We start from the raw sequence: 26,969 nt of genomic DNA, 5'->3' as shown, positions 1-26,969 counted from the left end.
ACCCCGCTAGTTTAAGTAAATTTTAGATAAATCTTCCCCGTGACTCTGCATATAAAGCACTAGCTTTGATATATTATTGCCCTTATTTTCAAGGGTCTTCATATTGCCAATAAATATGAATGATTGTTGGGCTCTCGAAATAGCGACATTAATCAAATAAGATTGATCTAAAAAATTAACATTCCCAGTTGTCACTACAGAAGTCATAATGATTACTTTCTTTTCTCCACCTTGAAATGTATGCACCGTACCAACTCTAACCTCATGTGGTATTTTCTTACGTAATTTACTTATGTGAGCCCTGTATGGGGCTACAACCCCTATGTCACCAACTTCAATCCCATTTCCTATTAAATATTCGATTGCTCTAAGAACTTGGTCAATTTCAGCATTGTTATATAGCGAACCATTTTCAATTTCAGTCTCACCGGCTATGTTATAAAAACCCAAAGCAGGTATTCCTAAATCTTCATACATAGGGAGTTGATTAATCAATTGACCTTTATAGAACGTATCATTAAAAAATTTCATAATTTCTGGTTTACACCTGAAATGAAATCTTAGTGTTTCTTTGAATAAACATTCATCTTCAAATACTTTCTGTAGCGAGTAATTAAAATCATATTTTTTATAACATTCTCTATCAAGATTATACTGATTCAGTAAGTCCTCTATTCGCTCTTCAACATTATTTGTAATAGGAGGTAACTGATTTAAATCGCCTATAGAGATGAATGATTTTGTTCGATGTATTAAAGGTAAAGCATATGAAAAAAGAGTTTGTCCTGCCTCATCCATAATGCCCATACCCAGCTCAACGCCAAGAGGAATAGCTCCGCCAATGGAAAGAGAAGTAGAAAATATCACAGGATAGATTGTCGCTAGTACAGAAAGGTTACCTTTTTTAAAAAGTCTATACCAAGCAGGAGGTTTTGAATTTAATCCAGAGTAACTATTTATAAGGCTCTGAACTACTTCAAAAATTTCATCTATTTTAAGCTTAAAAGCTTCATCATCAATATATTTCTTTTTCAAAAGTGGCAAGTGCAGTTTCTGAGCTTTATCAAAGCAAGAATATGCTAAACCACAATGTCTTACCTGTATTAGACTGTATTCATTCTCAGCATTTGTGATTCCCAAACTTAAAGCACTAATTTTATGTAGTAATTCATTTTTTATATCACATAAGATTTGGTATTCATTCAATTTACCCATTAGTTCAACACAAAGCCTGTATAATTCTTCGGTCTCTTTAGTAGCTTCATTTAAGAACTCAGTTAGATAACTTCGATAGTGGTTAATTAGATCAACTCTTTGATACTCACCACGAAATTCTTGTAACCTTTTAGGTTCTTCACCATACTCAGCAGCAAATTTTTTACACATATTAAGCAAAACCGCTTTATCTCTTTTCAATGCAGGTAAAGCCATACAAGGGAAAACAGACCAAAAACCTAATTCAGGAGTCTCGAGTAATGCTAAATCATCTTTAAATACTTCTCTCTTTTTTAGCTGTGTGCTCAAGTCATTAAGTAAATTATTTAAGAGCCCTGCTTTAAATGTATCTATAAGTTCTTTGTCTTTTCTAAATATTTTAACCAGCAGTCTTTTTAAACCTCTAATCTTCACAGATGTGTTTTTAAAATCCGTTTGTAAACCAGTCAATTCAGATTGCATTCTTTCAATTGATTCAATTATAGTCGTAGTCTTGACATCAAGTTGGTTCATTTCAATAACTTGTTCAGCAAGTCTAGTTCTAGAATTTTCTTGATCAAAAATATAATTACCTGTTTCACGTATACTTTCTAGAAAATCATAGATTTTATACGAAGTTATTTTTCTATTCTCATCATTCCCCAGCAAAAGGAATCCATCTTCGCCATTAAATTTGTCATAGATATTTCTAACAGCTTCATTATTTGTACTTGATACTAGAGTCATTAAATCGACATTTTCATCAATTTTGGCTTTTTCACTTGAAAGATTTAAAACAATTTCTACGTATCGAGAAGCAAGAATAGATGTAATAAGTTTACTTTTACCAGTCCCTGGAGGTCCTTGTATTGCAACTTTACTATTCTTATTAGCTAAATGGAATGATTTGTACTGATAAATATTTAAAGGAAGGTCGGGGTTAGTTTCTCCTAAATATCGAAGACAAATATTTGTTGTATTTGCAAAATCAAGTTTTGAGCAAAGGCTTTTTATAAATGCTTTAGAATAAGGTTCTTTCAGTAAGTTTGAATAATCCTGGATAAGCTTTGTATAATACTTTGCTGAAGGATACGCAAATATAAATACGCTATCGATAGTACCATCAATAAATTCGATTTTTTTCTTTTCATTTAAATGAGATTTGAATGAATCATAACTTGATCCTGCAGAAATCATAATCAAATCAACAAAGAATTTTACATAACTAAGACCAGAGAGATTGGACAAAACATCCTTACCAAGATCAAATAATTCTTCTACAAAATATTCTTTAACATCTTTAGATAGCTTTTCAAAATAGCTATTAATTTTATTTTCATCCAAATTAAGCTGATTGCCATAATGCTTCTCAATGATGTTTTTAAAAAGATTGCAATAACTTCCAGAATCAGTTTGTATATGGTCAAGAAATGCTTTAGTAAAACGGATGTTTTTTTCTGTAAGCGATATATTCAAATCGTATTCCGTAATCGATACACCATCAATAATGCAGAATGGCGAATAAAACCCATTTTTTCTATGAGCTGGAAATGCAATAAAATAATTATAATCATCAGTCTTACCATCTTCTGCTTTTATATTTTCAATTTTTTGCAATAAATTTTGTACTGCATCATAATCATGATTTTGAAGGCTATTAATTGGAAAAGTAACATTGCCTGAAGAATCACCTGATAATACTACTGAAATCAGTTTATCAAAAGCATCTAATGACAATTGAGCAGCTAATTCATATGACTCAGGAACTTTGTAGATTTGTTGGCTAGCATCAATTAACTCTCGATATATGTATAATAACTTCTTCAGTTCTTGCTCATGCATATTTCCCTTCACGCTTTCTATTCTAAAATATTAAATTTGATTTTGGAAAAGTGAAAAACATTCACATTCCGCTCTAACAATATCATGAATTTCATCGAATATAAACCATTCTCGAAGCATTCTGACAGATTAAGAGAATATCAAATAATCAGTGTTCATTTTGGTGTTCGTATTTTGACAACACTAAAGTTTCATACTTTGATATTACTTAGAATATTACTGTTCGTGATTAGATAAGAGACGCAATTAATCTATAATCTCTTTTACCGCAACAGATCCAACCATATTAGCTCCGACTGTTACTAATTGACTAAAATAATCAGTGCGGTCGATCTTGCACCTTTCCAGGAGAGATTCCAGCATATAGCCTTCTGGCAGCAAGCCGTCAAAAAACGGTGGGAAACTTTCAAAAATATATGGTTCATCTTTTACAGGCATGGTTAGAGAAATAGCTACACCTTCATAACCAGCCAAATAGTGAAATTCATAGGTCTTTTCTTTTTTAATCAAATATCCGGCTGCCACACCATGCTGATAAACAAGAGCTTTACGCATTTATAGCTCCTAACAGCCATTTCCAGAGAGGAAGAACGAATATCTTATTGTCTCCTACGGATATAGTTTCCTCATGATCTTCAGTTATCAGGCAGGCTTCTTTCATTTTGAAATATTCCATAGCTTCAACAAGGCCGTTTATTTCACGCTCTCTGGTGCTTTGGCTGTCTATCCTGTAGCTCACATTGACCAAAAGCTGTCTGCTGTCTATCCGGCAATAGAAATCTACTTCCTGCTTACCGCTGTAATAATAAACTTCAGGTGTTTGCCTTCTCAGATGCAGGAATACTGCATTTTCATAAAGCTTGCTGTAGTCATCGGTCACAAATGCGTCATACACGCCTTTAAAGCCGTTATCTACTGCATATATCTTTCTTGGGTTACGGTTCTCTTCCCTGATGTTATTTCTGAATATAGGGGTACTAAAAACCGCATACGCATCTTCAAGGTAAGAATAATAGTCGAAGACAGTATCTTTACCGACTTTATAGCCCTGAGACTTAAATTCATTGTATAGTTTGTTGAGGCTGACGAGCGTTCCTATGTTGCAGAAGCTGTATTTTATTATGTGCTTCAGGAGGCTGTTGTTTTTCACACCATACCTTTCAACTATGTCTTTGTAGACTATAAGGTCAAGGTAATCCCTGAGTATTCGCCTTTTTATGTCTGGCGTTTGCGCTAGAGTTTCCGGAAAGCTGCCGTCTGTGAGAAATTCATTGAGGGCATTCTTTATATGGCTTACCGATGAGGAACTATTAACATTCACTTTTATATCTTTTGCCTTCAGGAAGTCAGCAAAAGAATAAGGGAATATTTCGTAAGTTAGTGTTCTGCCACGCAGAGATGTAGCTATTTCTTTACTGAGAAGCTTTGAGGACGAGCCTGTGACAAAAATTCTGACATTTAGAGTGTCGTATATCCTACGGACATATCTTTCCCATTCGGGGATATTCTGGACTTCATCAAGGAGCACATAAACCAGTTCATCACGTTTATTAGGATACATTTCATAGTATCCTTCCATCAGAGCATCAAGGTCTTTTGCCTCTATTGGGAAAAGACGGTCATCTTCAAAATTTATATAGATTATATTTTCCGGCTGAATGGTTTCTCTGAGTTTGTTGATAACATCAAAGAGTATATATGTCTTACCGCAACGCCTGACACCGATCAAAGATATTATCTTGTCACTGTCCACAGGAATATTATATTCTCTGGGAACTATGCCGTTTAACTTTCTTTCCTGAAAATCTGTGATTAACGTCTTAAATGTCTCTCTCATATCTATCCTCTCTTGCAAGGATAAATATAACCTTTTATATCCTTTTATGCAAGGACAAAACAGAAAACTCTACATTGGCTAAGTTCATAAAACATTGTGATAAACACTTAATACTCTATTTTTTCAATGTCCTTAACCGAGTACTGATCTGTATTTGAGTGACTCTTCCAGAAATCAATTATTTCTTCACCTGAAAAAACATATTCGATTTTAGCTAAGTCAGAAATATCATCTTCAGCAAAAGGTGCTTGTAGACCTGAAATAGTACTTGCATCACCAATAATGACATACGTTGTACTTTTAGGCTTAACTGGTAGTAATTCGCCATTTTCGATAAGTACTAATGTTGACTTCTCAACACCGATTCTGTGAATAAAGGGAGCAACAATTTCATAATAAGCAGGTGATACCGAATTAGCTGTATGAAAATAAATCGGTTGTGATGATATATACGACGCATTGACCCAAAAACTCAATGTACTCTTTCTATTAACTGTTGATTCCCTATAAACATCTAATAATAAATCAGGATTCGTCGTATAATTCCCATCTAACCTCAAAGGAAACTTACCTATTGATGACATTGCTATTTGCTGAAGATCTGCTGAATATTTAATTATAGGCAATGGTGTCAAATACAAATAACTTATATTAAGTGCTTTTTTGGTTCCCTGGATATTCCAATCTGATGTATTAAAGGAACCAGAAGAAAGTATACTTTTTTTGGCTTTTACAGATGTATGGTGGAACAATTCAATATAAGGGATATCATCAACTATCTTAGCATAGCCAGTCCTATAATTATAAATGTATTCGGGACCATGAATTGTACATTTATACAAAACACTTCCGTCTTCTAAATTGTTAAGTTTATCAGTGTTATTGAATTTTACTTCAATATTAGCACCATATGAAATATCTATATTTAAGGTACATAGCTCATGAGCATCATAAAAGCTTATAAAGCTAGCTACAAAATAAAATGGCTGCAACCAATACAAATTGCCGTTTATATCAACATATATCTGATCAGGCACTATAATCGAATAGGACTTACCATGTATCAACTTACACTTGATAAAGCCCTCATATGAATTCCTATCAAAACTTCTAATTTTTGTAAAATCGTCCAAATATTGGTGTTTGTTTCTATATTCGTTTCTATTAAATCTTAAATTTTTTCTCATGCATTATCCCGTGTATAGACAATATTGTATATATATAAAAGATAAAATCCAAATGTTATAACAAAATCTTTCAATAAAATCCATTCTGACAGAATTCTGACAGAATGATGGAATTAGCGGGAATATGCGGGAAATAGCATATCGACTAAAGTGTTTGTAGTTATTCACTTTTACTCCTTCTATTTCCCGCTGTTTCCTATACGCTTTTCAGTTCAAATCCCCCTCTCGGCATAATAACTTAGGGCGATGAGGCAACTCACCGCCCTTTATTTTTACACTCGTATTACACTTGTTGTGCGTGCAACGTGCGTGTTTAATCCATCAAGAGAGAGTCCACTGTTACCTCTTCATTTACATAGTTTGAAATGAATAACTCGGCGACGGATGATCGGTTATCACCGATGCTGTATGTCGTCTGTACCTCGTCTATATTAAAAGACTGAAAGATATCTCTGATCTCTGGAATATCATTTATACTCAGCAGAAACTTACCCTTTACCCCGGCAAGCTTGGCGGCAAGTAACTGAAAGTCTGACTTTGCGAACAGCCCCTTACCGTAATCGTTTTCACAATCATAATATGGCGGATCCAGATAAAAGAAAGTATCCGGACTGTCATACTTCTCAACGCATACGTTATAATGCAGATTTTCGATGTTAACCCTTGATAACCTTATGTGTGCATTAGAGAGGTCTTCCTCCACACGCAAAAGATTTAGATTTGACGGGCGCCTACATGAATAACCATAGCTTTGTCCTGTAACCTTTGCACCGAATGCTGTCTTGATACAATAATAAAACCTGACAGCTCTCTGTATATCTGTCAGAGTCTCCGGCAAAGTCTTTTGAAACATTTCAAACTGGTCTCGGCTGGTCAGCAGAAACTTGAACTGACGTATAAACTCTACCTGAGATCCTTTTCTAACAGATCAGTAAATCAGCAGCTATATGCACAAAACTTAATCGATATTGATTGTAATTATCAAAAAAACAGATATCAGCACCAACAGTTATTGACATTAGTTTGCAAGAGAATAGATTAATATATAGTTACCATATTATTTTGGTACTAAATAAATATTGACTAACATACGATTTGCTATCGCAATAGGTATGCTAAGCCACAGGAGTAAACTATTATGTCTTATGCTACAGTGAACCCCTTCACCGGCGAACTCGTAAAAAAATTTCCAGATTCTACCGACGCTGAAGTAGAACAGGCAATAACAGATGCAGACGATAGGTTCAAACTTTGGCGCACTACTTCGTTTAAAGAACGTGCTGCTGTCATGCAAAAAGCGGCAGATATCTTACGCAAATCAAAAAGAGAATTTGCGAAGATCCTTACTCTCGAAATGGGCAAAATAATAGGAGAAGCAGAGGCAGAAGTCGAACTATCAGCACAAATTTTTGAATATTATGCTGTCAATGCCGAAAAACTCCTTAAGCCTGAAAAAATAGAAGTAGCGAACCCTGATGAAGGCGAATTCACACTTGTTCATGAGCCTCTCGGCGTCATTCTCGCTGTTGAGCCGTGGAACTTCCCTTATTATCAGATCGCACGTATTATTGCTCCACAGCTTTCAGCCGGGAACACAATGCTGCTTAAACATGCATCAAATGTTCCGCAATCCGCAGCCGCTTTTGAAAAGCTTATGCTCGATGCAGGACTTCCTAAGGGCGGATTCAAAAATCTGTACCCCAACCGCTCACAAGTTGAAAAAATAATCAGCGACCCGAGAGTGTGTGGCGTAGCTCTGACCGGATCAGAAGTTGCCGGAGCAATAGTAGCTTCTCAGGCAGCAAAGGCGCTAAAGAAGTCAACAATGGAACTTGGCGGCGCAGACGCATTTATAGTGCTTGCTGATGCTGATATGGATAAAACTGTAAAATGGGCTGTTTTCGGACGTCACTGGAACGGCGGACAGGTTTGTGTTTCTTCTAAGCGCATGATAATAGTTGACGAGGTATATGATACTTTCTTTGAAAAGTATAAAGAAGGAGTCGCTGGTTTGCGTGCAGGAGATCCTATGGATCCAAAAACAGACCTTGCCCCGCTGTCATCTCAGGGCGCTGTTGACGAATTAAAGGAAAAAATCAAAGAAGCTGTTAAAAACGGTGCTAAAGCAATAGAAGTCGGACCTAAAGTCCCTGAAAAAGGTTCTTTTATGCAACCTACAATCCTGACGGATGTCACACCTGACAATCCTGCCTACTATCAGGAATTTTTCGGACCTGTATCAATGCTTTTCAGAGCAAAAGACGAGGATGATGCTGTACGCATAGCTAACGACTCGCCATACGGTTTGGGCGGTTCTGTTTTCACCAGTGACACTAAACACGGTGCTGAAGTAGCGGCAAAAGTTTCAACAGGTATGGTTTTTGTGAACCACCCGACAATCGTTAAGGCAGATGTTCCGTTCGGAGGGGTCAGAAACTCTGGTTACGGGCGTGAGCTGACATCTCTCGGTATAAAAGAATTTGTAAATAAAAAAGTTATAGGTGTAGTAGATATCGATGCTCCTTTCTAAGACATATCAGAACGGCATCGTTACTATTTCACCAGATATTTAAGTAACATATTTAATCCGGGGTGCTTCGGTGCCTCGGATTTTTCTATATCAAATTCTTTCCTCTATAATTAATCCGCTCAGTCCTGATTCTATTTTGATTCGCGTCTGGCTTGCTAAACAACTTATATAAAACAATATTACGTTTTTAATTCAACAAAACACAAAATAACCGTTGACAGCGCAACAGTTATAATCGATCATTGTTGCATACGCAACAGTGGAGGAGATAATGCCAGACCGTTCTGCCGGAAAACAGATTTCACACATATCAAGGAGCATAAGCAGGTATTTAGATGCAAAAGTCAACAGTTTGAACTTATCGTATTCAGTTATACCATTTCTCACATATTTATATGAACATGACGGTGTGCATCAGGATGAGCTTGCTGCAAATCTTCACTACGACAAAAGCTCGGCAACACGGGCTATCACAGCACTTGTCAAGCAGGGGTATGTCACCCGTCAGATAGACAAAAGGAATAAAAGACGAAACATTATAAATGTAACAATCAAAGGTTACACAATAAAAGACGAACTCATCCTGATACTAAGAAGAACAACTCAAAAATTATTCAATGATTTCACAGACGAAGAGATAAACCTGTATTTCAAGCTTTCAGATAAAATAGATAAAAATCTCGACAACATGCTTAAGAGTTTAAAATGACTAAAATTGCTATACTTTCCCTATCATTATTAACAATTATGTCCGGAGCTGCCGTTGCACCTGCCATTGCTGACATAGTGGCAGCATTCCCTGATTCTCCAGCAATACTGGGCAAATTAGTTCTGTCAACCCCAGCGCTGGCAATCATTCCCGTGTCGCTTATCACCGGATTTCTGAGTAATAAAATATCAAGAAAGACTCTTATTTATACAGGTCTCATACTTTACACATTCGGTGGTGCCGGAGGTGGTTTTGCAGACAGTATTACAGTATTACTTGCTATGCGTTTCATCCTTGGAGCCGGAGTAGGAATCCTGATGCCTATATCAATGGGTATTATTGCAGACATCTATAGCGGAGATGAAAAAATACAGACAATGGGGTTCGCAGGAGCAGCAAATAACCTGGGGGGAGTAACGGCAACAATACTTTCAGGCTTCCTGGCTGCATATCACTGGAGAGCATCCTTCGGGGTCTATCTGCTTGGGATCATAGTTCTCATACTGGTTGCACTATATATACCCGACAACAAACCCAAATCAAAAGACTCAGGTTCTGATAAAATAAAGATTAAAAACTCAGCAGGTTACCTTATGTGGGGCATAGCTATATTTTTGCTAATGGTCGTTTTTTATACAATCCCCATAAATATTTCACTTTATATTTCTCAAAAAGGGCTAGGCGGATCAGAAATATCAGGCATTGCAATATCAGTAATGAACGGAACAGCTTTTATAACTGGGCTTGTCTTTGGAAAAATAAATAAACTGCTTAAAAGATGGCTTCCGATTGTACTTTTAACAGTTTTCTCAATTTCATTTTATCTGCTCGCTTCTTATCCAATGCTTCCGGTGGTCACAATAGCTCTCATGGCGGGAGGTTTCAGTATGGGAGCTTTCGTACCTTTTATAATGAACGGTGTAACATCATTAAAAAATGAGACAAATTCAGCAGCAGGTACGTCCGTAGTCAGCAGCTTCCTATACGCCGGTCAATTTGCAAGCCCTCTTATAACAGACAGAGCTGCACTGCTAACAACAGGAAACGGTATAAGCAATATCTTTTTACTCGTATCTATAAGCATGGCTGGTCTGGCAGTAATACTGATAATACATTTTGCTTCAGGCTTATTTTTTAACATAAGGAGAACAGCATGAAAAATGATTTACCAATTCCGGATATTTCCAGACTCTTCATAGGAGCCAGAAACGAATTTGAGGTTGAAACAGTTTTTGCAAAAGAAGGAGCAGTATCCCCTGACGAAGCACACGAATATGATGAAATTCTCGTTTTGCTTGAAGGTGAAATTGAACTTCAGCTCGGTGAAAAAGTTGAAAATCTCACAGGGTTAGCAATGAAAGAAATCCCCGCAGGGACAAGGCACGTTATCAGATCCAAAACAACCCCGGTAAAAATTGTAATCATTCACCCTGACAGGCTTAATGAAGGAAAATAATTTTTTCCCAAATACATAATTATAGCCTCAGCCAAATACCGGGATATTGAATTGCTGTGAGACAAGGGAATGTAATTGAACCTGAAATATCAGTATCGCAAATAGACTTTAATTAGCAAAGAAACTTAAAGAATCAAGGTAAAGCTTATCCCGGTATCACCATGTCTGTCGGCATAAACCGTGCCACCATGCCTAAGCACAATCTCTTTGACTATCGACAGTCCCAACCCAGCTCCGCCATACTCACGGGATCTTGACTTTTCCACACGATAGAAACGGTCAAAAAGCCTGTTAATGTTTTCATCAGACACATGAACACAAGAGTTTGAAATGACAAATTCTACTTTACCACCAGAGGCTTTAGTTCTTATGTCAATATAGCCGTCTCGAACGTTATATTTAACTGCATTATGGATCAGGTTTGAGATGGCGCTGTATATTAATCTGCTGTTACCTGTTATTAACACATCTTCAAAAGAACATGAGATATTCAGGTTCTTATCTGCGATCATTTCAGAAAAATTATCTAAAATCTCATTTATGGCAGGCACAAAATCAACTTTTTCTGAAAGTTCAACATCTTTTGTCTCTATATAACTTAGATTGATCAGGTCTCTGGTAAGCTTATTGATTCTGCTCAGGTTGTAATTAATTTTGTTCAGGTACTCAAGCTCCCCATCAGTGAGTGACTCTGACTGAAGTTCTTCATCAGTCAAAACACCTATGACAGCAAGAGGGGTTTTTATTTCATGGGAGATATTTGCAATAAACTCGCTCTGCATCTCAAACGCCCTTTCAAGCCTCTCAAATAATTTGTTCAGGGTAGTGATAAGCTCGTCTATTTCATCGTTCGTATCAGGGTTATCAATCCGGAGGCTAAGATTTTTACTGTTTATTATGTTGCTTGATTTAATAATATTTTTGACCGGCCTAAGTATTGAGTTAGAAATAAGCACCCCTGCCCCGCCGATAAACAGCAAAGACAAAAATGCTGCAATAAAAAAAGTACGGATAATTTCGCCCAGCTCCTCTTCGATTTTTTTAATAGGAATACCGGTCAGAACCTCATAATCAGCACCTTTGATAGAGAGAACTTTTCTGTTAAACCTGTAATATTCAGAAATAACCTTAGGGTTGTTATTAAAAACCATTTTTTTAAGAAATCTTGTTTTCTCACTGGACGGTTTTTCGACACCTGCAGCAGCGGGAGACACCTGCACAGAACCTCCCCCATCAACCCATATTAAAAAATATGAATATTCGTCATCAGACAAGATGTCTGCTAACGACCTGTCCGAACTTTCAATTTCATCTTGCAATGTATTTCTGATATGCCTGATTTCTGAATCAAGATTCATCATCAGAAGTTCTCGCATTTCGTAATAAACGGTGAATGAAAAAATAGCCACAACAACGGCACAGGAAGCAAAAACATAAGAGATTATTCTGTTTCTAATTTTCATTCTGATCATTAATAATATACCCTATTCCCCTCTTAGTGCGTATAATCAGATGGTTTTCATCACCTATCTTTTTTCTGAGATTTTTAATATGAACGTCAATAAAATTAGAGGCATTAAACTCGTCAAACTCATCTCCCCACACATGCCCCGCGAGCGCTGCTTTGGTTACTACTCTGTTTTTGTTGTACAGAAGATATTCAAAAACCATATACTCTTTTCTCGTCAGCTTTAGTGGATGTCCGTCTTTAACCACATCACATGAGACCGTGTTCAAAACAATGTCTGCAACCTTCAGAAAGGGATTTTTGTCGAGATTGTCTCTTCTGAGCAGAGCACGCACCCTTGCGAGAAGTTCGGATACGGCAAACGGCTTAACCAGATAATCATCTGATCCTTTGTCCAGCCCTTTTATCCTGTCGCTGACATCAGATTTCGCTGTCAGCATAAGCACAGGCGTAGTTATCGATGCTTCTCTAACAGCCTCCAGTATACAGAAACCGTCCATAACAGGCAGCATAACATCCAGTATAATGAGGCTGTACTCATTGTCAAAAATCTTATCCAGACCAGAATCACCAGATACGGCAGTATCAACGGAATATTTACTTTTTTCAAGTATCGACTTCAGTTCATCAACAAGCTGAACTTCATCATCCACAATTAATATTTTCATAAATGCTGTAAATCCTTTCGCGAACTCTATTGTGTTCAAACATATTATATATTCCGACAGTTAGAATCACAACAAGTTGTATCTGCGTTCAGATTTCATCTTCATAAGTTCTTCATTAATGCCGGAGTAAGCTCCATGGCATGAAAGCTAAAATACAATTCAAACACAGTAAATACATATACGGAGCAGGACTGATATTCTTAATATTCAGCGGTATATTTGTTAACAGTCAGCTTATGCACGTTGGTCTGATGGAGGCAAGAAACTTTGTCACAGCCAGAGAGATGGTACAAGATAACCACTGGTTGATCCCCACTATGAACGGTGAAATACGTATAGCCAAACCGCCACTCCCCACATGGGCAACAGCTCTGGCTATGATGGCGGTCAAATCTGACACCAACCTCACGGCAAACAGATTCCCCGCAGGTCTAGCAGCACTGTTTTTAATATTTTCGTTTTACTCATTTGCTAAAGCAGTAACAAAAGACAGAGAAACTGCCTCATATGCTGCAATAGCACTATCTACAAGCTATATGTTTATGTACATGGCGAGAAAAGGGACGTGGGACATCTTCTGTCACAGCTTTATGGTTGGAGCAATATGGATGCTCCATAAGGGCTTTACGTCCGAAAACGGCAAATACTGCTGTTTTGCTGCATCAGGCGTTCTTATGGGGCTTTCGTGGATGAGCAAAGGCCCTGTCGCTTTTTATGCGCTTTTACTTCCATTCATAATAAGCATGACAGTAACTTACGGAAAAAACATATATAAAAACAACTCAAGACCTCTTTTGATAATGATAATCGTATCCCTCAGTATAGTTCTGCCTTGGTTTATCTACCTGTATCTGCACGCTCCGGATTTATCTCACCATGTGGCAGGAAAAGAAACTAATGCATGGTTCAACAAACATATTCAACCTATTTGGTATTACCTAAAATTCCCAGCAATGTCAGGCATATGGGTATTCATGTTTACCCCTTTGCTCTGGGTGCCGTATGCCAGAAAACGCATTAGAGATATAAAAAATTATAAAATGCTCTTTCTATGGACTGTGGTAATGATAATTCTTCTGAGTATAATTCCTGAAAAGAAAGACAGGTACCTTCTCCCCGCAACAATTCCAATGTCATTCCTAATCGGGTACTACCTTAAATATCTCAGCACCATGTCAGGATACAGAGATAAAATACAGGTTTGCATCTATCTTTCCCTCTCAACTATTATTGCAACAGCAACAGCATTGTCAGCGGTTTATTATATGATTTCTTCAGAATTTCATACATATATGATTGCGGTGCTGGTAACGGACATATCTTTGATATATATACTTATAAGAAGTTTCATAAACCATTCATGGAAAACATACATATACTCAATAAGCCTGATATTTGCACTAAGCCTGTACAGCATCCCACCCCTTGCATCAAAATTTATGAAGGAGAACTCTCCTGTAAAGCTCCTAGATCTGAGAAACTATGAAGCGTTGAAGCAGAAAAAACTTTATGCATTCAACGATAATTTAAAAACTGTGTGGGCGGCAGGTGTAAAGATTACAAAAATCACTAAAGGTGACTTAGCTGCAATTGATTCAGAAGCATTACTGCTGGCAAATGACAGAGAAAATGAAGAGTTGGTCAGTAAGGTCATGGAAAGTTGCAGCCTTAAAGAGCAGTATCAGATTACCGACAACACAGGTCGCACCCTTTGGCATCTTTTCAGTATAAATGATAAACAGAATCAAAACCAGGAAGCAGAACTTCTCAGTAAAAGATAAACATGAACGCCTGCTTATCGGCGGGGTCCGTAGCTCCCTTTCCCTCTCACCGCATGACGGATACCGCCTTTAGGGTTTTCAGTATCACCTATCCTTCTGGGGATGATGTGTATATGCAGATGAAAAACTGTCTGTCCGGCACATTCGCCGAGGTTCATACCAATATTATAGCCATCGGGAGAAAACCGCTCATCCAGCAGCCCTTTACATTCACTAACAAGAGCCCACACGTCACTGATTTCTTCAGGGGTATAATCAAAAAACGACGGTGCATGCCTTAAGGGAACAACAAGCATGTGCCCCTCTGTAGCAGGAAAAATATCGTATACTGCAAAGCATGTCTCGTTCCTTAAAACTATTTTGGTCTCATCAATGGTGCAGAAGGGGCAGTTATTATCCATAATAAAAAGCTCCTCTGAACTGATTCTTTACTCAACATTCAGGTAATGCATACAGCATATCAGAACAACAATGAAACATGTAGTATTTATTATGACAGGTTACCAGTTACTTACGACAATCACAGATTATATGATGAAACTTAATCATAAAACTTGACAGAGCAGCACTCAGGTATATCTTAATAAGTGTAACAAAACTATTCTTCGGAGGTTAGCTATGAGCGTTAAAAAGTTAGTTCCTTGGAATTGGTTTAAAAACGAGGAAGAGGAAGAAAAAACAAGCACAGATATTGTGAAAAACAGAATCGGTTCTTTTGAGCACCCATTCCATAGGGTACAACGGGAGATGGACAACCTGTTCAACTCATTAACAAGAGACTTTTGGACAGATATTCCGTCAATGCATAGAGGGTTTGCTGAAATACTCAAACCGACTCTTGACCTTGGAGAAACGCAGGATGATTACAAAATCTCTGTGGAAGTGCCGGGTGTGGAAGAAAAGGATATATCTATTGAATTAGTAGATAATTCACTTGTGATCTCTGGTGAGAAAAAAAACGAATCAAAAACCAGAGAAGAGAACTACCACCGGGTGGAAAGGTCATACGGCAGCTTCAGAAGGGTTCTGACACTGCCGGAAAATGCAGATCAAAACAGTATCAGGGCAGAATTCAAAAACGGTGTACTGAAGGTCAGTATACCCAAAAAACAAATATCTGGTTCTATAGTAAAGAAAATAGCAATCAACTCTCACTAATACCGCAGACAACTGCACAGAGACTTCACAACTAACACTACTCCCTCCTAGGCTCCGCATCAAAACAAGCGGGGCCTTTTTAATAAGCCCAGCACGTTAACAGTACCGGGCTATAAGGGAGAAAAAGTGCGACAGTGTAGTACATAGCTAAGCACCTTGCTGAGTGCTGACAGAGCAGCCCATGCACTTATCCATATCTGACATGCTGATATAGCGTTCACACTGCCTTGTGACATCATAACCTAACAGTATCCCAAGTATAAAATCTTCTTTCTGATCAAACTCATTTAACTTTTCTTTGCCGAAACTTTCCAGAATGCTTATGCAGGGACAATCTCCGAAAAAGATATTCGATTTCCCGTCACCGGCAGTAGCAACCATATAAGTTATTTCACTTTTTTCGAGTTTTTTGATGCAGAATTCACATTCGTTTTCACTGCATGTATACATCGCAAGCCTGCGGACACCCTTCTTATACTCATAGACCATATGAGAAAAAAGCCTAAGATTTGTATCCTGCATTAATTAGCCCGTCTCATGCAAAGGTTAGAGAATTCACAGTCATCACAGTTAATGTAGTCCTGCAAAGCGCAACAAACTGACTCCGGGCTTGTTTTATCAAGACAGACAAGTGGTATGTCATACTTTTTACAAATCTTTTTTGCTGTGTTTGCCATGTTGTGGCTGGACAGCTTTGTAAGGAGCACAACACACTCTGAGCATTTGAGTGATTCGTCCATACGTCCTGATTTTGTATTAAATATCTTAGCTTTGCAGCCAACTTTTTTAAAAGCGTTAACATATTCTTTTTCCATACGGGCGAGTCCGCCAATCACACTTACTTTCATAAAATCCCCTCGCAATAAATCTTATTGATATTGATTATCATTATTAATAGACCATGTCAAGTTTTTTTGTTAGGCACAAGTGAAATATAAATATAAATTTTATGTTAATTTAATCAAACTCGTGTTGTAAGTTAATGAAACATAAACTATTCTTTTATATGCACTCAGCAAGGAGCCACTAAATGAGAAAAACAAAAATTGTTGCAACACTGGGACCATCTTCATTCGACAGAGGAACTATCTCAGACATGATAGATGCAGGAATGAACGTTGTACGCCTGAACTTCTCCCACGGAACACACGAAAGCCACGGCGCCATAATTGACATCGTCCGTGAACTGGCAGAAGAAAAAGGTATCTGTGTCAGCATTTTACAGGATTTATGCGGCCCTAAAATAAGACTTGGAGAACTGCCGGAAGAAGGAATAAAGCTAAACCCCGGTGATACCTGCGTACTCGCATCTGAAAACTTTGCCTCCGAAGGTGTCATTCCTGTTCAGTACGAACATCTGGCAAAAGACCTCTCTGTGGGCGACAGGATACTTCTGGCAGACGGAGCAATGGACCTTATGGTGGAAGACCTGAAAGGACACAACGCTACATGCAGAGTGCTCAATGGAGGCACAGCCTTCTCTAAGAAAGGCGTCAATATGCCGTGCTCAAGCCTCAGCGTCGTCGCCTTTACCGAAAAGGATAGAAAAGACCTTGAGTTCGGCTTGAAAAAAGGGGTGGATATTGTTGCCCTCTCTTTCGTACGCAGTGCAGCCGATCTTGTAAAGATAAGCGATATGATCAAACGTGATAAAAACAAACCGATGCTGATAGCAAAAATAGAAAAACCGCAGGCAGTTCAGAATATAGACGAAATACTTGAAATGGTTGACGGCGTTATGGTTGCAAGAGGTGACCTCGGCGTTGAGATGTCTCTTTATGAAGTCCCTGTCATACAGAAACAGATTATAAGAGCTGCACGCAAAGAGGGCAAAATTGTTATCACAGCCACCCAAATGCTCAAAAGCATGGTCTCTAACTACCGTCCAACCCGTGCCGAGTGTACGGATGTGGCTAATGCGATATTTGACGGCACTTGCGCAGTTATGCTCTCAGAGGAAACTGCTTCAGGAGAATACCCGTTGGAATCTGTCAATGTTATGAACAGAATAGCTCTTGCCACAGAAGAAAACATTCAGTACAACCTTGATATCGCAAGCAGCGAACATGTTTCAGATAAGACTGTAGCATGGGCAGTTGGAAGGTCTGCAAGCTGGCTTGCAAAAGATCTGGGCGCAAAGGCAATTGTCGCTTATACAAACTCAGGGTTCACCGCAAGAAGTGTCGCAAGGTTCCGTCCGGAATGCCCTATCTTGGGACTCACATCCAAACTGGGAACTTACAGAAAACTTAATATATCATGGGGCGTTATACCAGGCTTGAGCGAAGCTTTTGAAGAAGCAGAGGAGATGTTCTCCAGTGCAGCAGAAATGGCAGTAGCGAAAGGTTTTGCCGGAAAAGGCGACAGAATAGTAATAACATCCGGCATCCCCCTCGGTTCCGAAGGATCAACAAACCTGATAAGAGTTTACGAAATATAAAAAATCGGGGAGGGGGGTGAACCGCCCCCCAGCGTGAACAGGCAACGGGTTTGATTGGGGTGACACAATGCCTGTACACTCCCCGCAATAGAACTTGATTATTTATCAAGTATTTTGTTCATCATGTATTTTATGTCTCGGAACACATAAATATCCTTCCCTTTGATCAGACAATATATCGGTCTCCCTACTTCAGCACCGGATATCTTCGCTTCACCGTTTGGTATGAGCAGAGAAACGAGTCTCTTCCCCGACCGGATCATCATACTTGTTGTAATGTTTCCTACATCAATGTCTTCACAAACCCCTTTGATAAGTTTGTAACCGTCATTTTTCAAAAGTGCGGCGATGTCAGCAGATGTTGAACCGCCGGATAAGTTTTGTTGTAACTGCATATTCAGACTCCCATCTTTTTTCATGCTGAGGTTATGCTGTGACTCTACTGTCTTTCAGTCTTTTCATGCCGGTATGCCACGCTGCATCTTCCAGCACTTTGTGTCCGCCTGTAGTGTCTATGATGATGCCTCTTCTGCGCATCTCGTCTACTGCGCTCTTTCCGGCAACACTGCAAACCATCACAGAACAGTCATTCAGAAGCTCCTGAACATTACGAAGATGTCCAGACAACTTTATACATGCATCAGAGTCGTCATACCGAAGGGTTCTTATCTCACGCAAGTGAGCCCCCCAGCCTGACACTTCGTATACATAAAATGTACGGGCATTTTTAAAAGTAACGTCCGAGAAATACTGATTTTCTGTAGCTACTGCAACCAGCACCATTCTATTTCTCGAAGCTTTGGATGTTCTCTCCTGAACAGCTTTAGAGGAGAAGGCACGATGAATGTTCATCACCTGTGCCTTCACCGCTGAGGAGTTGTTTATGATCTCATCGCTAAGCGAGTTGATGTCGAAGTCCTGTCCGAGCTTACCTATGGCATCTGCCCTGCACTGACGGCAGTGCTGCATAACATTGTCGAAACCGCCCATGATTTCTGCACAGTCAAAGCGTGCTTTGGCTATCATCTTTATATCCGGTTCCGGAACACCATCCTTGGCGAATTTTGTTCCATACTCAGGCTTGCTCATCAGAGGCAGGATGTTGTGTATAAAAACACCCAGTTCTTTAATCTTTTTTGCAACTTCTGTTATGTGGCTGTCATTTATACCAGGTATAAGAACGGTGTTGATCTTAACCAGGATGCCCCTCTCAACGAGCATCTCTACCCCCTGAAGCTGTCTTTCAAGAAGCTTTGCAGCGGCCTCCACACCGTGATATGTTACACCTTCGTGATGTATCCAGCTGTATATATGCTGCCCTACTTCAGGGTCAACAGCGTTCATTGTAACCGTTACGTGGCTTATGCCCAGCTCTTCTATTTCGTCTATATAGTCCGGGAGGTTGAGTCCGTTTGTGCTGATGCAGGGTATAAGCTCTGCTTTGTATGCCTTCAGCAGACGAAGTGTCTGAAACGTGGCAGTGGGGTTCGCAAGCGCATCACCAGGACCGGCAATACCCACAACGGACAGGTTTTCTAAGGACTGTTCTATCATTATTACTTTTTCAAGTGCTTGTTCAGGGTTCAGAACACCGCTTGTAACACCGGGTCTTGATTCATTGGAGCAGTCATACTTTCTGTTACAGTAGTTGCACTGTATGTTACACGCAGGAGCGACAGGGAGGTGTATCCTTGCGTATTTGTCGTGAGCATCTTTGCAGTAACAAGGGTGCTTTTCTATCTTTTCTCTTATTGCGTCTTTTTGCATGTTCCGCCTCCGCCTTTATCAAAGCAACCTTTATGCCAGTTCAACAAGTCCCTGATATCAAGGGTTTCACCGTATGCTTAATGTCAGATTCCTGACAAATTGTCTGTTTGGTAACCGGTGCAGTGTAATGAGTGTAACGTTTCAGATTTCTGCATATAGGCTGGAAAGCCCTTCTCTGCTACATTTTAGCTATGTCCCGACATATCCCGTAACTCTGGCACACTCTTTGCATACTATTCTGACATAAGCGGGGTGTATTATGATTATAGACGACACAACACTCAGAGACGGGGAGCAGACCCCTGGTGTGGCATTCTCACGAAAAGAGAAGCTCACAATAGTAAAACATCTGGACGCTATCGGCGTTCAGGAGATAGAAGCGGGCATACCGGTTATGGGGCTTGCAGAATCCCGTATGTTTGAATCAATAATGGAACTCGGACTGGATGCACGTATCATAGCATGGAACAGAGCTTTGATAGGAGATGTACAGGCCTCCATAGCTGCGGGCGCAAACTCAATTGAGATATCACTGCCTATGTCTGATGTGCAGATAAACACCAAACTGAACAAGACAAGGGGATGGATACTGGATCAGGTGAAATCGGTGCTCGATTTTTGCGCAAACCATGACTTATATATATCAGTAGGCGGAGAAGATGCCTCCCGTGCCGATTTCGATTTTCTCGCAGAATATATCAGAACTATCGAAGCCCACGGAGCAGACAGATTCCGTTTCTGTGATACGGTGGGAATCCTCGACCCATTCAAAACCTATGAACTGACAGCAAAAATACGTGAAATAACCTCTATGGATATAGAGATTCATACACATAACGATTTCGGCATGGCAACTGCAAACGCCCTTGCAGCCGTTCGTGCAGGTGCCACCCACGTTAACACAACCGTTATAGGGCTTGGTGAACGTGCAGGGAACGCACCGCTTGAAGAGATAATTATGGCATCAAGGCATGTGTACGGCATGGATGATGCATTTGACACCAAAACAATGCGCTCACTCTCCGAATATGTGGCACAGGCTGCCGGACGAAACCTTGATCCCCAGAGACCTGTCATAGGCGAATTTATGTTTACACACGAATCAGGCATACACACTGACGGTGTTCTGAAAAACCCTAAAAACTACGAAGCCTTCGACCCGGCAGAGCTGAATATGCAGCGTAACCTTGTATTCGGCAACCAGTCAGGGCTTGCAGTGCTGAAGTACATACTGGAGCAGGAGGGGATAGTGCTTGAAAGTTACCAGCTCACAGGGCTTTTGCACGAGGCGAAGAAACTCGCACGCAAAAACAAAGCTGTGCTGAACAAGGCTCAGGTTATCGGTCTTTACAGTAAGGTATGTAATGTTGTACGGGATACCACAGCATAATTAGAATCTGCTCATCTCTTTTTACTAATGCTGTTCATATGAAAAGAACTACGAAAAAGGGCGACCGTGATAAGTCGCCTTTTTTTATTATGTATGCGTACTGCATTTTATTCTTCGGATATCTCTTCTACTTTTTTCAGACAGCCAGAGACAAGTTTCCCCCCCTCTTCCTCAATTGATGCCAGGTCTTTAAACCCGAACTTATGAGCGTTACGATGAACCTTCTGGCAGAGAATTGTATCTTCGTAGACAACGAGTGCCCGCCCGAAACCCTCTGTGTTGATGTCAAGCACAGTTATAGCCATCTTACCTGTCTGCCACTCTACTGTCTGCGCCACAGCTTCATAAAAAAGGCGTATCTTAGCGACCACGTCATCAGGCATTTTACCATAAACATCTATCTTCTTTTTGTCCTCTTTGCTGAGTACAAAATGCCTTGATATTATGGTTTCGTCGTCTATCTTTTTCCACACGCCATAGGCATCATGAGCCCGCAGCTTTGCATTCAGAGTTTCCATGAATTTCTTCATAAGCTACGCCTTCAGCATTGCCTTTTTCAGCCAAGGGGCAGGGTTGCCAGCGAGTGTTGTTTTCAGATTATCGAGAACTTCAGTTATCTGTACGGGTTCAGTAACTTTGACAGGGTGAATCCTGTTTTTGATAACATGAGCAGCGGCAGGTCCGCCTATCTCTGCGACATAAAGTATTGCGCAGTCTCTGAGAGCTTCCGCTTTAGTTTCAGTGTCAACTTTATGCTCAGGATTGTCCGGATCTACAGGAATAAATTCCCTAACCTCGGCCAGTGAATATTCTTTGTCGTCTATGTCGTAGATAGCAACTTTGTCAGCCCTTCCGAAGTGCTGGTTAACAGTTTCCATGTCAGTTGTGCAAAAAGCTATTTTCATTTTAATCTCCTGTATTTTAAATTTTGTGTGATTTTTCTATATCTTTTTCAAGGCAAATATTGCCAATGTCGAACGCAAGCTGCATAGCCCCTCTGTAGCCGATAAAGTTTCTGTGAAAATGACCGAGCGTCTCCTTCACGGGATATCCGGCTTTATATAAAGGCAGCTTCTTCCTCTTGCATATGTGTTCCGCGTTGGTATTGGCTATTATAAAGTCAGATTTGCCGATGTTTTCTTCCAGATCCCCAAGGTCGCCAAATATAATATTGTCCGCTTTCAGAGTCTCAAAATGACCTGTCTTCGCTGTTGTAACAAGGCACTCCAGTTTTATGCCAAACTCCTCGCTCAGAAACTTGCCAAAACCGTAAAGCAGATCAGGCTCGCCGGCAATCGAGCATGTTTTCCCGCCAAAGCTGAAGTGAGCGTCAAGCATGGCATCGACAGCTCTTTTGCGCTCAATTTTAACCCACTCAGGAACAGGTTTTCCTGTATAGTCTATAAGCCAGCTCAGAAGCTCATCTGTAGCTTTCACACCCATCAGTGTATCGAACTTTTTATAAGGTACACTGTGATTTTCAAGCAGAACATCAGCAGCTTTTTCCATACTTGCGCCAACAGCAATTGAAAAATCTGCACAGCCTGCACTCTCGATATCAGAAAGCCTAGCGCCCTCTTCCGGCAGAGAGTAAAACCTTGTGACCTGTCCGCCCATTGTAGACGCAAGATCGGGAAGTACAAAAGCATCCAGCCCGAAATCGGCAAACAGCCTTTTCAGCCAGTCGATGTCTGCGGCGTTAAGGTGCATCCCCGCAAGTATATTGATGCACTTCTTATCTTTATATTCTTTTCCAGCCTCCGGTTTTACAGCCACGGTCAGAATCTGCGCCACTGCCTCTGCATAACCTGTCTCAGCATCACCGGCAAAATCAGGCGTACTGACAGGCACAATAACAGTATCTGCATAGTCAGGATATTTTTCTCTGAATCTTGAAAGAACAGCTTTGATGTCGTCCCCTCTGGTCTCAGTCATGCCAGTCGTCACAAGCCCTATCACCTTAGGTTTAAGCTTATCAATGACATTTTTGAGCCCATCCTGCAGATTAGAATCGTCACCCAGAATGGTTGCTATGTCGAACACAGCAGTACTCTGCATGGGTGTAACCTCTCTGTAGTGCTGAGTGAGGAAATTCTTTGTAAAAGCCATACACCCCTGTGAACCGTGCACCAGAGGCATACATGAATCTATACCGAGGAAAACTGTAACAGCCCCCATCACCTGACTCTTCTTCAGAGGGTTAACACTTAATGGTTTTTCTATAACTCTGACCACTACATCACCTCCCACGGGGCTTTGCTGTGTGCAACGTCAAAAACAGGAGAAGTCAGCGTATATGCCATGTGTCTGGCGAGCTCCACCATACCTTCATAACCTGCGAAAGCAAAATGGCGCTCCTGATTTACATCCAGAAACGGTATCTGCTCTTTCATTGCGTTATACATATTTCTGCCCCCTGCCAAAAGGAGATGTGCGTTATGCTCTTTGATCAGGTTCAGGATCGTTCTTCCATCCCCCTTTGGCATAAGGGCAGACTGGTCGCCTTCGAAGTGGTCGAGGATCCTGTCTATATCCTCTTCCGTTGATTTTCTTGTGCTGGATTTAATAACTTCCATCCCAAGCTCTTCCAACTGATGGAGCACAGACCAGCTTTTTACGCCGCCTGTATAAACAAGTACTTTTTTACCTTTAAGCACAGGAAGATAAGGCTCAAGCTCAGCATATGTTGCCTCCTCTTTCTCTGCGCAGTATTTTTCTATTTTAGATTTGAGTTCATCATTTTTTAGAAGCTCAGCGATCTTCAGTAAGGTCTGCTTTGTCTGCTTCATGCTGTAAAACGAACCCTCAAGATATGGTATCTCGTATTTATCCTTAAGCTGACGGGCAATAGAGATAAGAGCACGGCTGCATATAACCACAGAAACCTGTGCCTTGTTTGCATAGGCGAGCTCGTCGTAAGTTGCGTTACCTGTCATTTTGGATAATAGATTTATTCCGAGGTCTTTTAATATAGGCTCAATCTGCCAGAGCTCTCCGGCAATGTTATATTCACCTATGAGATTGATGGAATTTTCCGGAACAGCTTCAGGCTCTTTTGTGCCCACCACATATTCCACTATAGAATTACCTGCGAATTTGTTTCCGAGGTTCTTGCTGCCTGCAAAACCGGGGGAGTCGACCGGAATAACAGGCAGCCTCACCTCACTGGAAACGTCTTTACAAACCTGTGCTATATCTTCACCAATCATGGCTGTAACACAGGTCGAATATACAAAAACAGCCTTTGGCCGATATTTTTCAGTAATATATTTAATTGATTCTTTCAGTTTCTTTTCAGAACCCATGATAATATCCATTTCAGATATATCAGTTGTAAAGCCATAATCGTGCAGATCACCCACCGTGGTGCGTGTGCCTCTGTTGTTATAGCTGTGTCCGCAGCATGTAATAGGTCCGTGGATAAGATGTGCGGCATCCGCCACAGGCAGGAGAACTATTTGTGCGCCGTCAAAAGCGCATCCGCCCGCTGTTGCACCCGGTGTAGGTTTCTTACACGCTTCTTTCTTCTGTTTATCGGTTTTTGACTGGTTATGATCGCAGCCCGGCTCATTAACCAGTGTCTGTAATTTAAGCCTCATCTTCAACTCCCTGATTATCAGAAAGAATAATTACTCCTAACTATCCCTCTGATGTTGCGCATCTTTACGATGCCTTTGTATAACAGGCTTTATAACAGAAACTCTTTATGGGTCACCCTGAGGGCTGTAAAACAGCCGCGACAACCTCATATTTAAAAGAGATGATCACTTTGTACTTATAAGTACTCCTCAGCATGACATATAAAAGGTTTCTTTAACCTCTGCTTACAAGCTTTGTATTAAAGGTCTGCGGCAGCTCAGGCTCTTCGTCCAATTCTGGGAATTCCAGTATCCACCCGTTGTTCAGGGTAAAAAGTCCACCCCATGCGCCCTGCTGCTCAACCTCAACTACCAATTCTTCCAGATCTTTTTTTGGGACGTATACCGAGTATACGCCCCCTTTCTTATTTAAAGTTACTTTCATAGAATCACCTCAGAAGGTCATAGCTTGCACTATCCTTTGTTCTGAAGTCTATATCATCAAGAATCTCATTCACTATCCATGTGAGCATCTGCACCCCGCCTTTGTAGCCAAGGGTAGGATATCTGTGAAGGTGATGTCTGTCCTGAAGAGGGAATCCCATACGGATAAGTGGTATCCCTGTATCACGCTCAAGAAACTTACCGTAAGAGTTACCTATCATATAGTCCACCGGCTCTGTGAAAAGAAGTGAACGGTAGTGCCACATATCTTTCTGCGGGTAAGCTTTTCCGCCTTTGCCGTACTCTGAGCTCTGAAGAAGAGCGTCGCACTCTTTCCCCCATGTTTTTGAACCGTTTGTAACAAGAACATGTACAGGCTCTCCGCCAAGTTCCATTACGAACCTTGAAAGAGCAAGAGAGAAGTCAGGGTCACCGTTTATGCCGAAAGTCTTACCATGTACCCAGTAATATGAGTCACCGATTGCGTCAACAAGCTGTCCGCGTTCTTTTTCAAGTTCAGCAGGAACAGGTTTTCCGGTCAGCTCAGACAGTGCCATCATAAGCTCGTCAGTACCTTCGATACCGTATGGACTTACAACTTTTACTTCCTGTCCCCATCCTTCAAGAAGCTCTTTTGTTTTAAGAAGAGAATATTTCTGCATAAGGATAGCGCTTTTAGCATTCGGAGCATCTTTAACATCAGCAAGAGGCGTACCGCCGTAGTACATCTTATATTCGCCGTCAGCAGGTGAATTAAGCACCTCTGACGGGTCACTGATAAGGTTTAGCTCTGCACCGAAGAGTTTAAAGATGCGTTTGATCTCGTCATAGTTAGCAACGTATGTGTCAAAGCCCATTACGACATTGATCTTGTCATTTTTCTCTTCTTTAAGTTCACCAAGCTGTGTAAGGATCGCAGCGATCATGGCATCATAACCGACAACGTGAGAACCGACAAAAGAAGGTGTGTGAGCGTATGTCACAGGGAAATCTTCAGGAATATACCCTTCATTCTTAGCGTTTTTCACAAAGTTGTTAAGGTCGTCGCCAATAACCTCTGCCATGCATGATGTGCAGATAGCTATCATCTCCGGCTTGAACAGCTCGTATGTGTTCTGAAGACCGAGATACAGTGCGTTATGACCGCCGAAAACCGCAGCATCTTCTGTCATAGCGTCGCATGAACCGGGAAAAGGCTCACGGAAATGACGCATGAAGTGTGAGCGGAAATAGGAAGCACACCCCTGTGAACCGTGTACGAAAGGCATAGTCTTCTCAAACCCGATAGCCGCATAGTAGCCGCCGAGGGGCTGGCAGGCTTTAAGAGGGTTAACAACGAGGTCTTTTCTTTCGAAGTTGATCTTTTTGTATTCCTCTGTTTTTGTCCACTCAAGAATCTCCTGGATCCTTTCGTCAGACTCGCCGCCTTCGTATTTCTTTTTATTTTCAAACAGCTCGATGTAATCTTCGCGCTTGAAAAGCTCAATATGATCTTTTATGTTCAGTTTTTCACTCATAGT

The 26,969-nt window shown here is 40.4% G+C and carries 26 protein-coding genes; 8 read left to right on the top strand and 18 right to left on the bottom strand.

What is annotated here, in order from left to right:
* Positions 1-6: 6 nt before the first annotated feature.
* The 5 genes from DACET_RS05395 to DACET_RS05375 form a co-directional block, all read right to left on the bottom strand.
* Complete coding sequence (locus DACET_RS05395; RefSeq protein WP_013010379.1) at positions 7-3,036, bottom strand: AAA domain-containing protein; 3,030 nt, start codon at positions 3,034-3,036, stop codon at positions 7-9.
* A 246-nt stretch (positions 3,037-3,282) separates the two neighbouring features.
* On the bottom strand, positions 3,283-3,591 hold the full coding sequence (locus DACET_RS05390; RefSeq protein ID WP_013010378.1) for a HipA N-terminal domain-containing protein: 309 nt from the start codon (positions 3,589-3,591) through the stop codon (positions 3,283-3,285).
* A complete protein-coding gene (locus DACET_RS05385) occupies positions 3,584-4,873 on the bottom strand; it encodes an ATP-binding protein (RefSeq protein ID WP_013010377.1) in 1,290 nt (429 codons plus the stop codon). Before DACET_RS05385 ends, DACET_RS05390 begins: the two co-directional genes overlap by 8 nt.
* A gap of 107 nt (positions 4,874-4,980) precedes the next feature.
* Positions 4,981-6,060 (bottom strand): hypothetical protein, encoded by a 1,080-nt coding sequence (locus DACET_RS05380; protein WP_013010376.1) that lies wholly within the window; start codon positions 6,058-6,060, stop codon positions 4,981-4,983.
* Positions 6,061-6,373: 313 nt separating this feature from the next.
* Positions 6,374-6,913, bottom strand: coding sequence for a DNA adenine methylase (locus tag DACET_RS05375; protein WP_052293509.1), 540 nt, complete (start codon positions 6,911-6,913; stop codon positions 6,374-6,376).
* Between the two features lie 285 nt (positions 6,914-7,198).
* Here DACET_RS05375 and DACET_RS05370 point away from each other — a divergent pair, with 285 nt between their 5' ends.
* The 4 genes from DACET_RS05370 (at position 7,199) to DACET_RS05355 (ending at position 10,755) form a co-directional block, all read left to right on the top strand.
* On the top strand, positions 7,199-8,590 hold the full coding sequence (locus DACET_RS05370; protein ID WP_013010375.1) for an NAD-dependent succinate-semialdehyde dehydrogenase: 1,392 nt from the start codon (positions 7,199-7,201) through the stop codon (positions 8,588-8,590).
* Positions 8,591-8,861: 271 nt separating this feature from the next.
* Positions 8,862-9,299, top strand: a complete 438-nt coding sequence (locus DACET_RS05365) for a MarR family winged helix-turn-helix transcriptional regulator (RefSeq protein ID WP_013010374.1) — start codon at positions 8,862-8,864, stop codon at positions 9,297-9,299.
* Entirely contained in the window at positions 9,296-10,456 is a 1,161-nt protein-coding gene (locus tag DACET_RS05360) for an MFS transporter (RefSeq protein WP_013010373.1), read from the top strand. Before DACET_RS05365 ends, DACET_RS05360 begins: the two co-directional genes overlap by 4 nt.
* Positions 10,453-10,755, top strand: coding sequence for a cupin domain-containing protein (locus DACET_RS05355; protein ID WP_013010372.1), 303 nt, complete (start codon positions 10,453-10,455; stop codon positions 10,753-10,755). The genes DACET_RS05360 and DACET_RS05355 overlap by 4 nt, the downstream gene beginning before the upstream one ends.
* Before the next feature lie 125 nt (positions 10,756-10,880).
* On the opposite strand, the gene DACET_RS05350 is transcribed toward DACET_RS05355, so the two are convergent.
* Both DACET_RS05350 and DACET_RS05345 read right to left on the bottom strand, forming a co-directional pair.
* On the bottom strand, positions 10,881-12,218 hold the full coding sequence (locus DACET_RS05350) for a sensor histidine kinase (RefSeq protein WP_169304191.1): 1,338 nt from the start codon (positions 12,216-12,218) through the stop codon (positions 10,881-10,883).
* Complete coding sequence (locus DACET_RS05345) at positions 12,208-12,891, bottom strand: response regulator transcription factor (RefSeq protein WP_013010370.1); 684 nt, start codon at positions 12,889-12,891, stop codon at positions 12,208-12,210. Before DACET_RS05345 ends, DACET_RS05350 begins: the two co-directional genes overlap by 11 nt.
* A gap of 140 nt (positions 12,892-13,031) precedes the next feature.
* On the opposite strand from DACET_RS05345, the gene DACET_RS15455 reads away from it, so the two are divergent.
* Positions 13,032-14,672: an ArnT family glycosyltransferase gene (locus tag DACET_RS15455; protein WP_013010369.1), complete on the top strand. Its 1,641-nt coding sequence runs from the start codon at positions 13,032-13,034 to the stop codon at positions 14,670-14,672.
* Positions 14,673-14,686: 14 nt separating this feature from the next.
* On the opposite strand, the gene DACET_RS05335 is transcribed toward DACET_RS15455, so the two are convergent.
* On the bottom strand, positions 14,687-15,073 hold the full coding sequence (locus DACET_RS05335) for an HIT family protein (RefSeq protein WP_013010368.1): 387 nt from the start codon (positions 15,071-15,073) through the stop codon (positions 14,687-14,689).
* A 217-nt stretch (positions 15,074-15,290) separates the two neighbouring features.
* Between DACET_RS05335 and DACET_RS05330 the strand changes: the two genes are divergently transcribed.
* Positions 15,291-15,830 (top strand): Hsp20/alpha crystallin family protein, encoded by a 540-nt coding sequence (locus DACET_RS05330; RefSeq protein WP_013010367.1) that lies wholly within the window; start codon positions 15,291-15,293, stop codon positions 15,828-15,830.
* 147 nt (positions 15,831-15,977) lie between these two features.
* On the opposite strand, the gene DACET_RS05325 is transcribed toward DACET_RS05330, so the two are convergent.
* Together DACET_RS05325 and DACET_RS05320 are read right to left on the bottom strand one after the other, a co-directional pair.
* Positions 15,978-16,352: a DUF2023 family protein gene (locus DACET_RS05325; protein ID WP_013010366.1), complete on the bottom strand. Its 375-nt coding sequence runs from the start codon at positions 16,350-16,352 to the stop codon at positions 15,978-15,980.
* On the bottom strand, positions 16,352-16,678 hold the full coding sequence (locus DACET_RS05320; protein ID WP_013010365.1) for a DUF2325 domain-containing protein: 327 nt from the start codon (positions 16,676-16,678) through the stop codon (positions 16,352-16,354). The genes DACET_RS05325 and DACET_RS05320 overlap by 1 nt, the downstream gene beginning before the upstream one ends.
* A gap of 182 nt (positions 16,679-16,860) precedes the next feature.
* Between DACET_RS05320 and pyk the strand changes: the two genes are divergently transcribed.
* A complete protein-coding gene (gene pyk / locus DACET_RS05315) occupies positions 16,861-18,270 on the top strand; it encodes a pyruvate kinase (RefSeq protein ID WP_013010364.1) in 1,410 nt (469 codons plus the stop codon).
* Positions 18,271-18,368: 98 nt separating this feature from the next.
* On the opposite strand, the gene DACET_RS05310 is transcribed toward pyk, so the two are convergent.
* Entirely contained in the window at positions 18,369-18,665 is a 297-nt protein-coding gene (locus DACET_RS05310; RefSeq protein WP_013010363.1) for a hypothetical protein, read from the bottom strand.
* Positions 18,666-18,696: 31 nt separating this feature from the next.
* Positions 18,697-20,037: a nitrogenase cofactor biosynthesis protein NifB gene (gene nifB / locus DACET_RS15965; protein ID WP_013010362.1), complete on the bottom strand. Its 1,341-nt coding sequence runs from the start codon at positions 20,035-20,037 to the stop codon at positions 18,697-18,699.
* Between the two features lie 259 nt (positions 20,038-20,296).
* Here nifB and nifV point away from each other — a divergent pair, with 259 nt between their 5' ends.
* On the top strand, positions 20,297-21,427 hold the full coding sequence (gene nifV / locus DACET_RS05300) for a homocitrate synthase (protein ID WP_013010361.1): 1,131 nt from the start codon (positions 20,297-20,299) through the stop codon (positions 21,425-21,427).
* A gap of 107 nt (positions 21,428-21,534) precedes the next feature.
* Here nifV and DACET_RS05295 read toward each other — a convergent pair whose 3' ends face one another.
* The 6 genes from DACET_RS05295 to nifK form a co-directional block, all read right to left on the bottom strand.
* On the bottom strand, positions 21,535-21,957 hold the full coding sequence (locus DACET_RS05295) for a NifX-associated nitrogen fixation protein (RefSeq protein WP_013010360.1): 423 nt from the start codon (positions 21,955-21,957) through the stop codon (positions 21,535-21,537).
* 3 nt (positions 21,958-21,960) lie between these two features.
* Positions 21,961-22,332 (bottom strand): nitrogen fixation protein NifX, encoded by a 372-nt coding sequence (gene nifX / locus DACET_RS05290; protein WP_013010359.1) that lies wholly within the window; start codon positions 22,330-22,332, stop codon positions 21,961-21,963.
* 16 nt (positions 22,333-22,348) lie between these two features.
* On the bottom strand, positions 22,349-23,662 hold the full coding sequence (nifN, locus tag DACET_RS05285) for a nitrogenase iron-molybdenum cofactor biosynthesis protein NifN (protein ID WP_013010358.1): 1,314 nt from the start codon (positions 23,660-23,662) through the stop codon (positions 22,349-22,351).
* Complete coding sequence (nifE, locus tag DACET_RS05280) at positions 23,662-25,026, bottom strand: nitrogenase iron-molybdenum cofactor biosynthesis protein NifE (RefSeq protein WP_013010357.1); 1,365 nt, start codon at positions 25,024-25,026, stop codon at positions 23,662-23,664. The genes nifN and nifE overlap by 1 nt, the downstream gene beginning before the upstream one ends.
* 214 nt (positions 25,027-25,240) lie before the next feature.
* Complete coding sequence (gene nifT, locus DACET_RS05275; protein WP_013010356.1) at positions 25,241-25,450, bottom strand: putative nitrogen fixation protein NifT; 210 nt, start codon at positions 25,448-25,450, stop codon at positions 25,241-25,243.
* A gap of 4 nt (positions 25,451-25,454) precedes the next feature.
* Entirely contained in the window at positions 25,455-26,966 is a 1,512-nt protein-coding gene (gene nifK, locus DACET_RS05270) for a nitrogenase molybdenum-iron protein subunit beta (protein WP_013010355.1), read from the bottom strand.
* Positions 26,967-26,969: the final 3 nt, after the last annotated feature.

It is taken from the genome of Denitrovibrio acetiphilus DSM 12809 (assembly GCF_000025725.1).
Taxonomy (GTDB): domain Bacteria; phylum Chrysiogenota; class Deferribacteres; order Deferribacterales; family Geovibrionaceae; genus Denitrovibrio; species Denitrovibrio acetiphilus.
The sequence above is the reverse complement of the archived record's forward strand: the minus strand, read 5'-3'. Positions and strand labels throughout refer to the sequence as shown.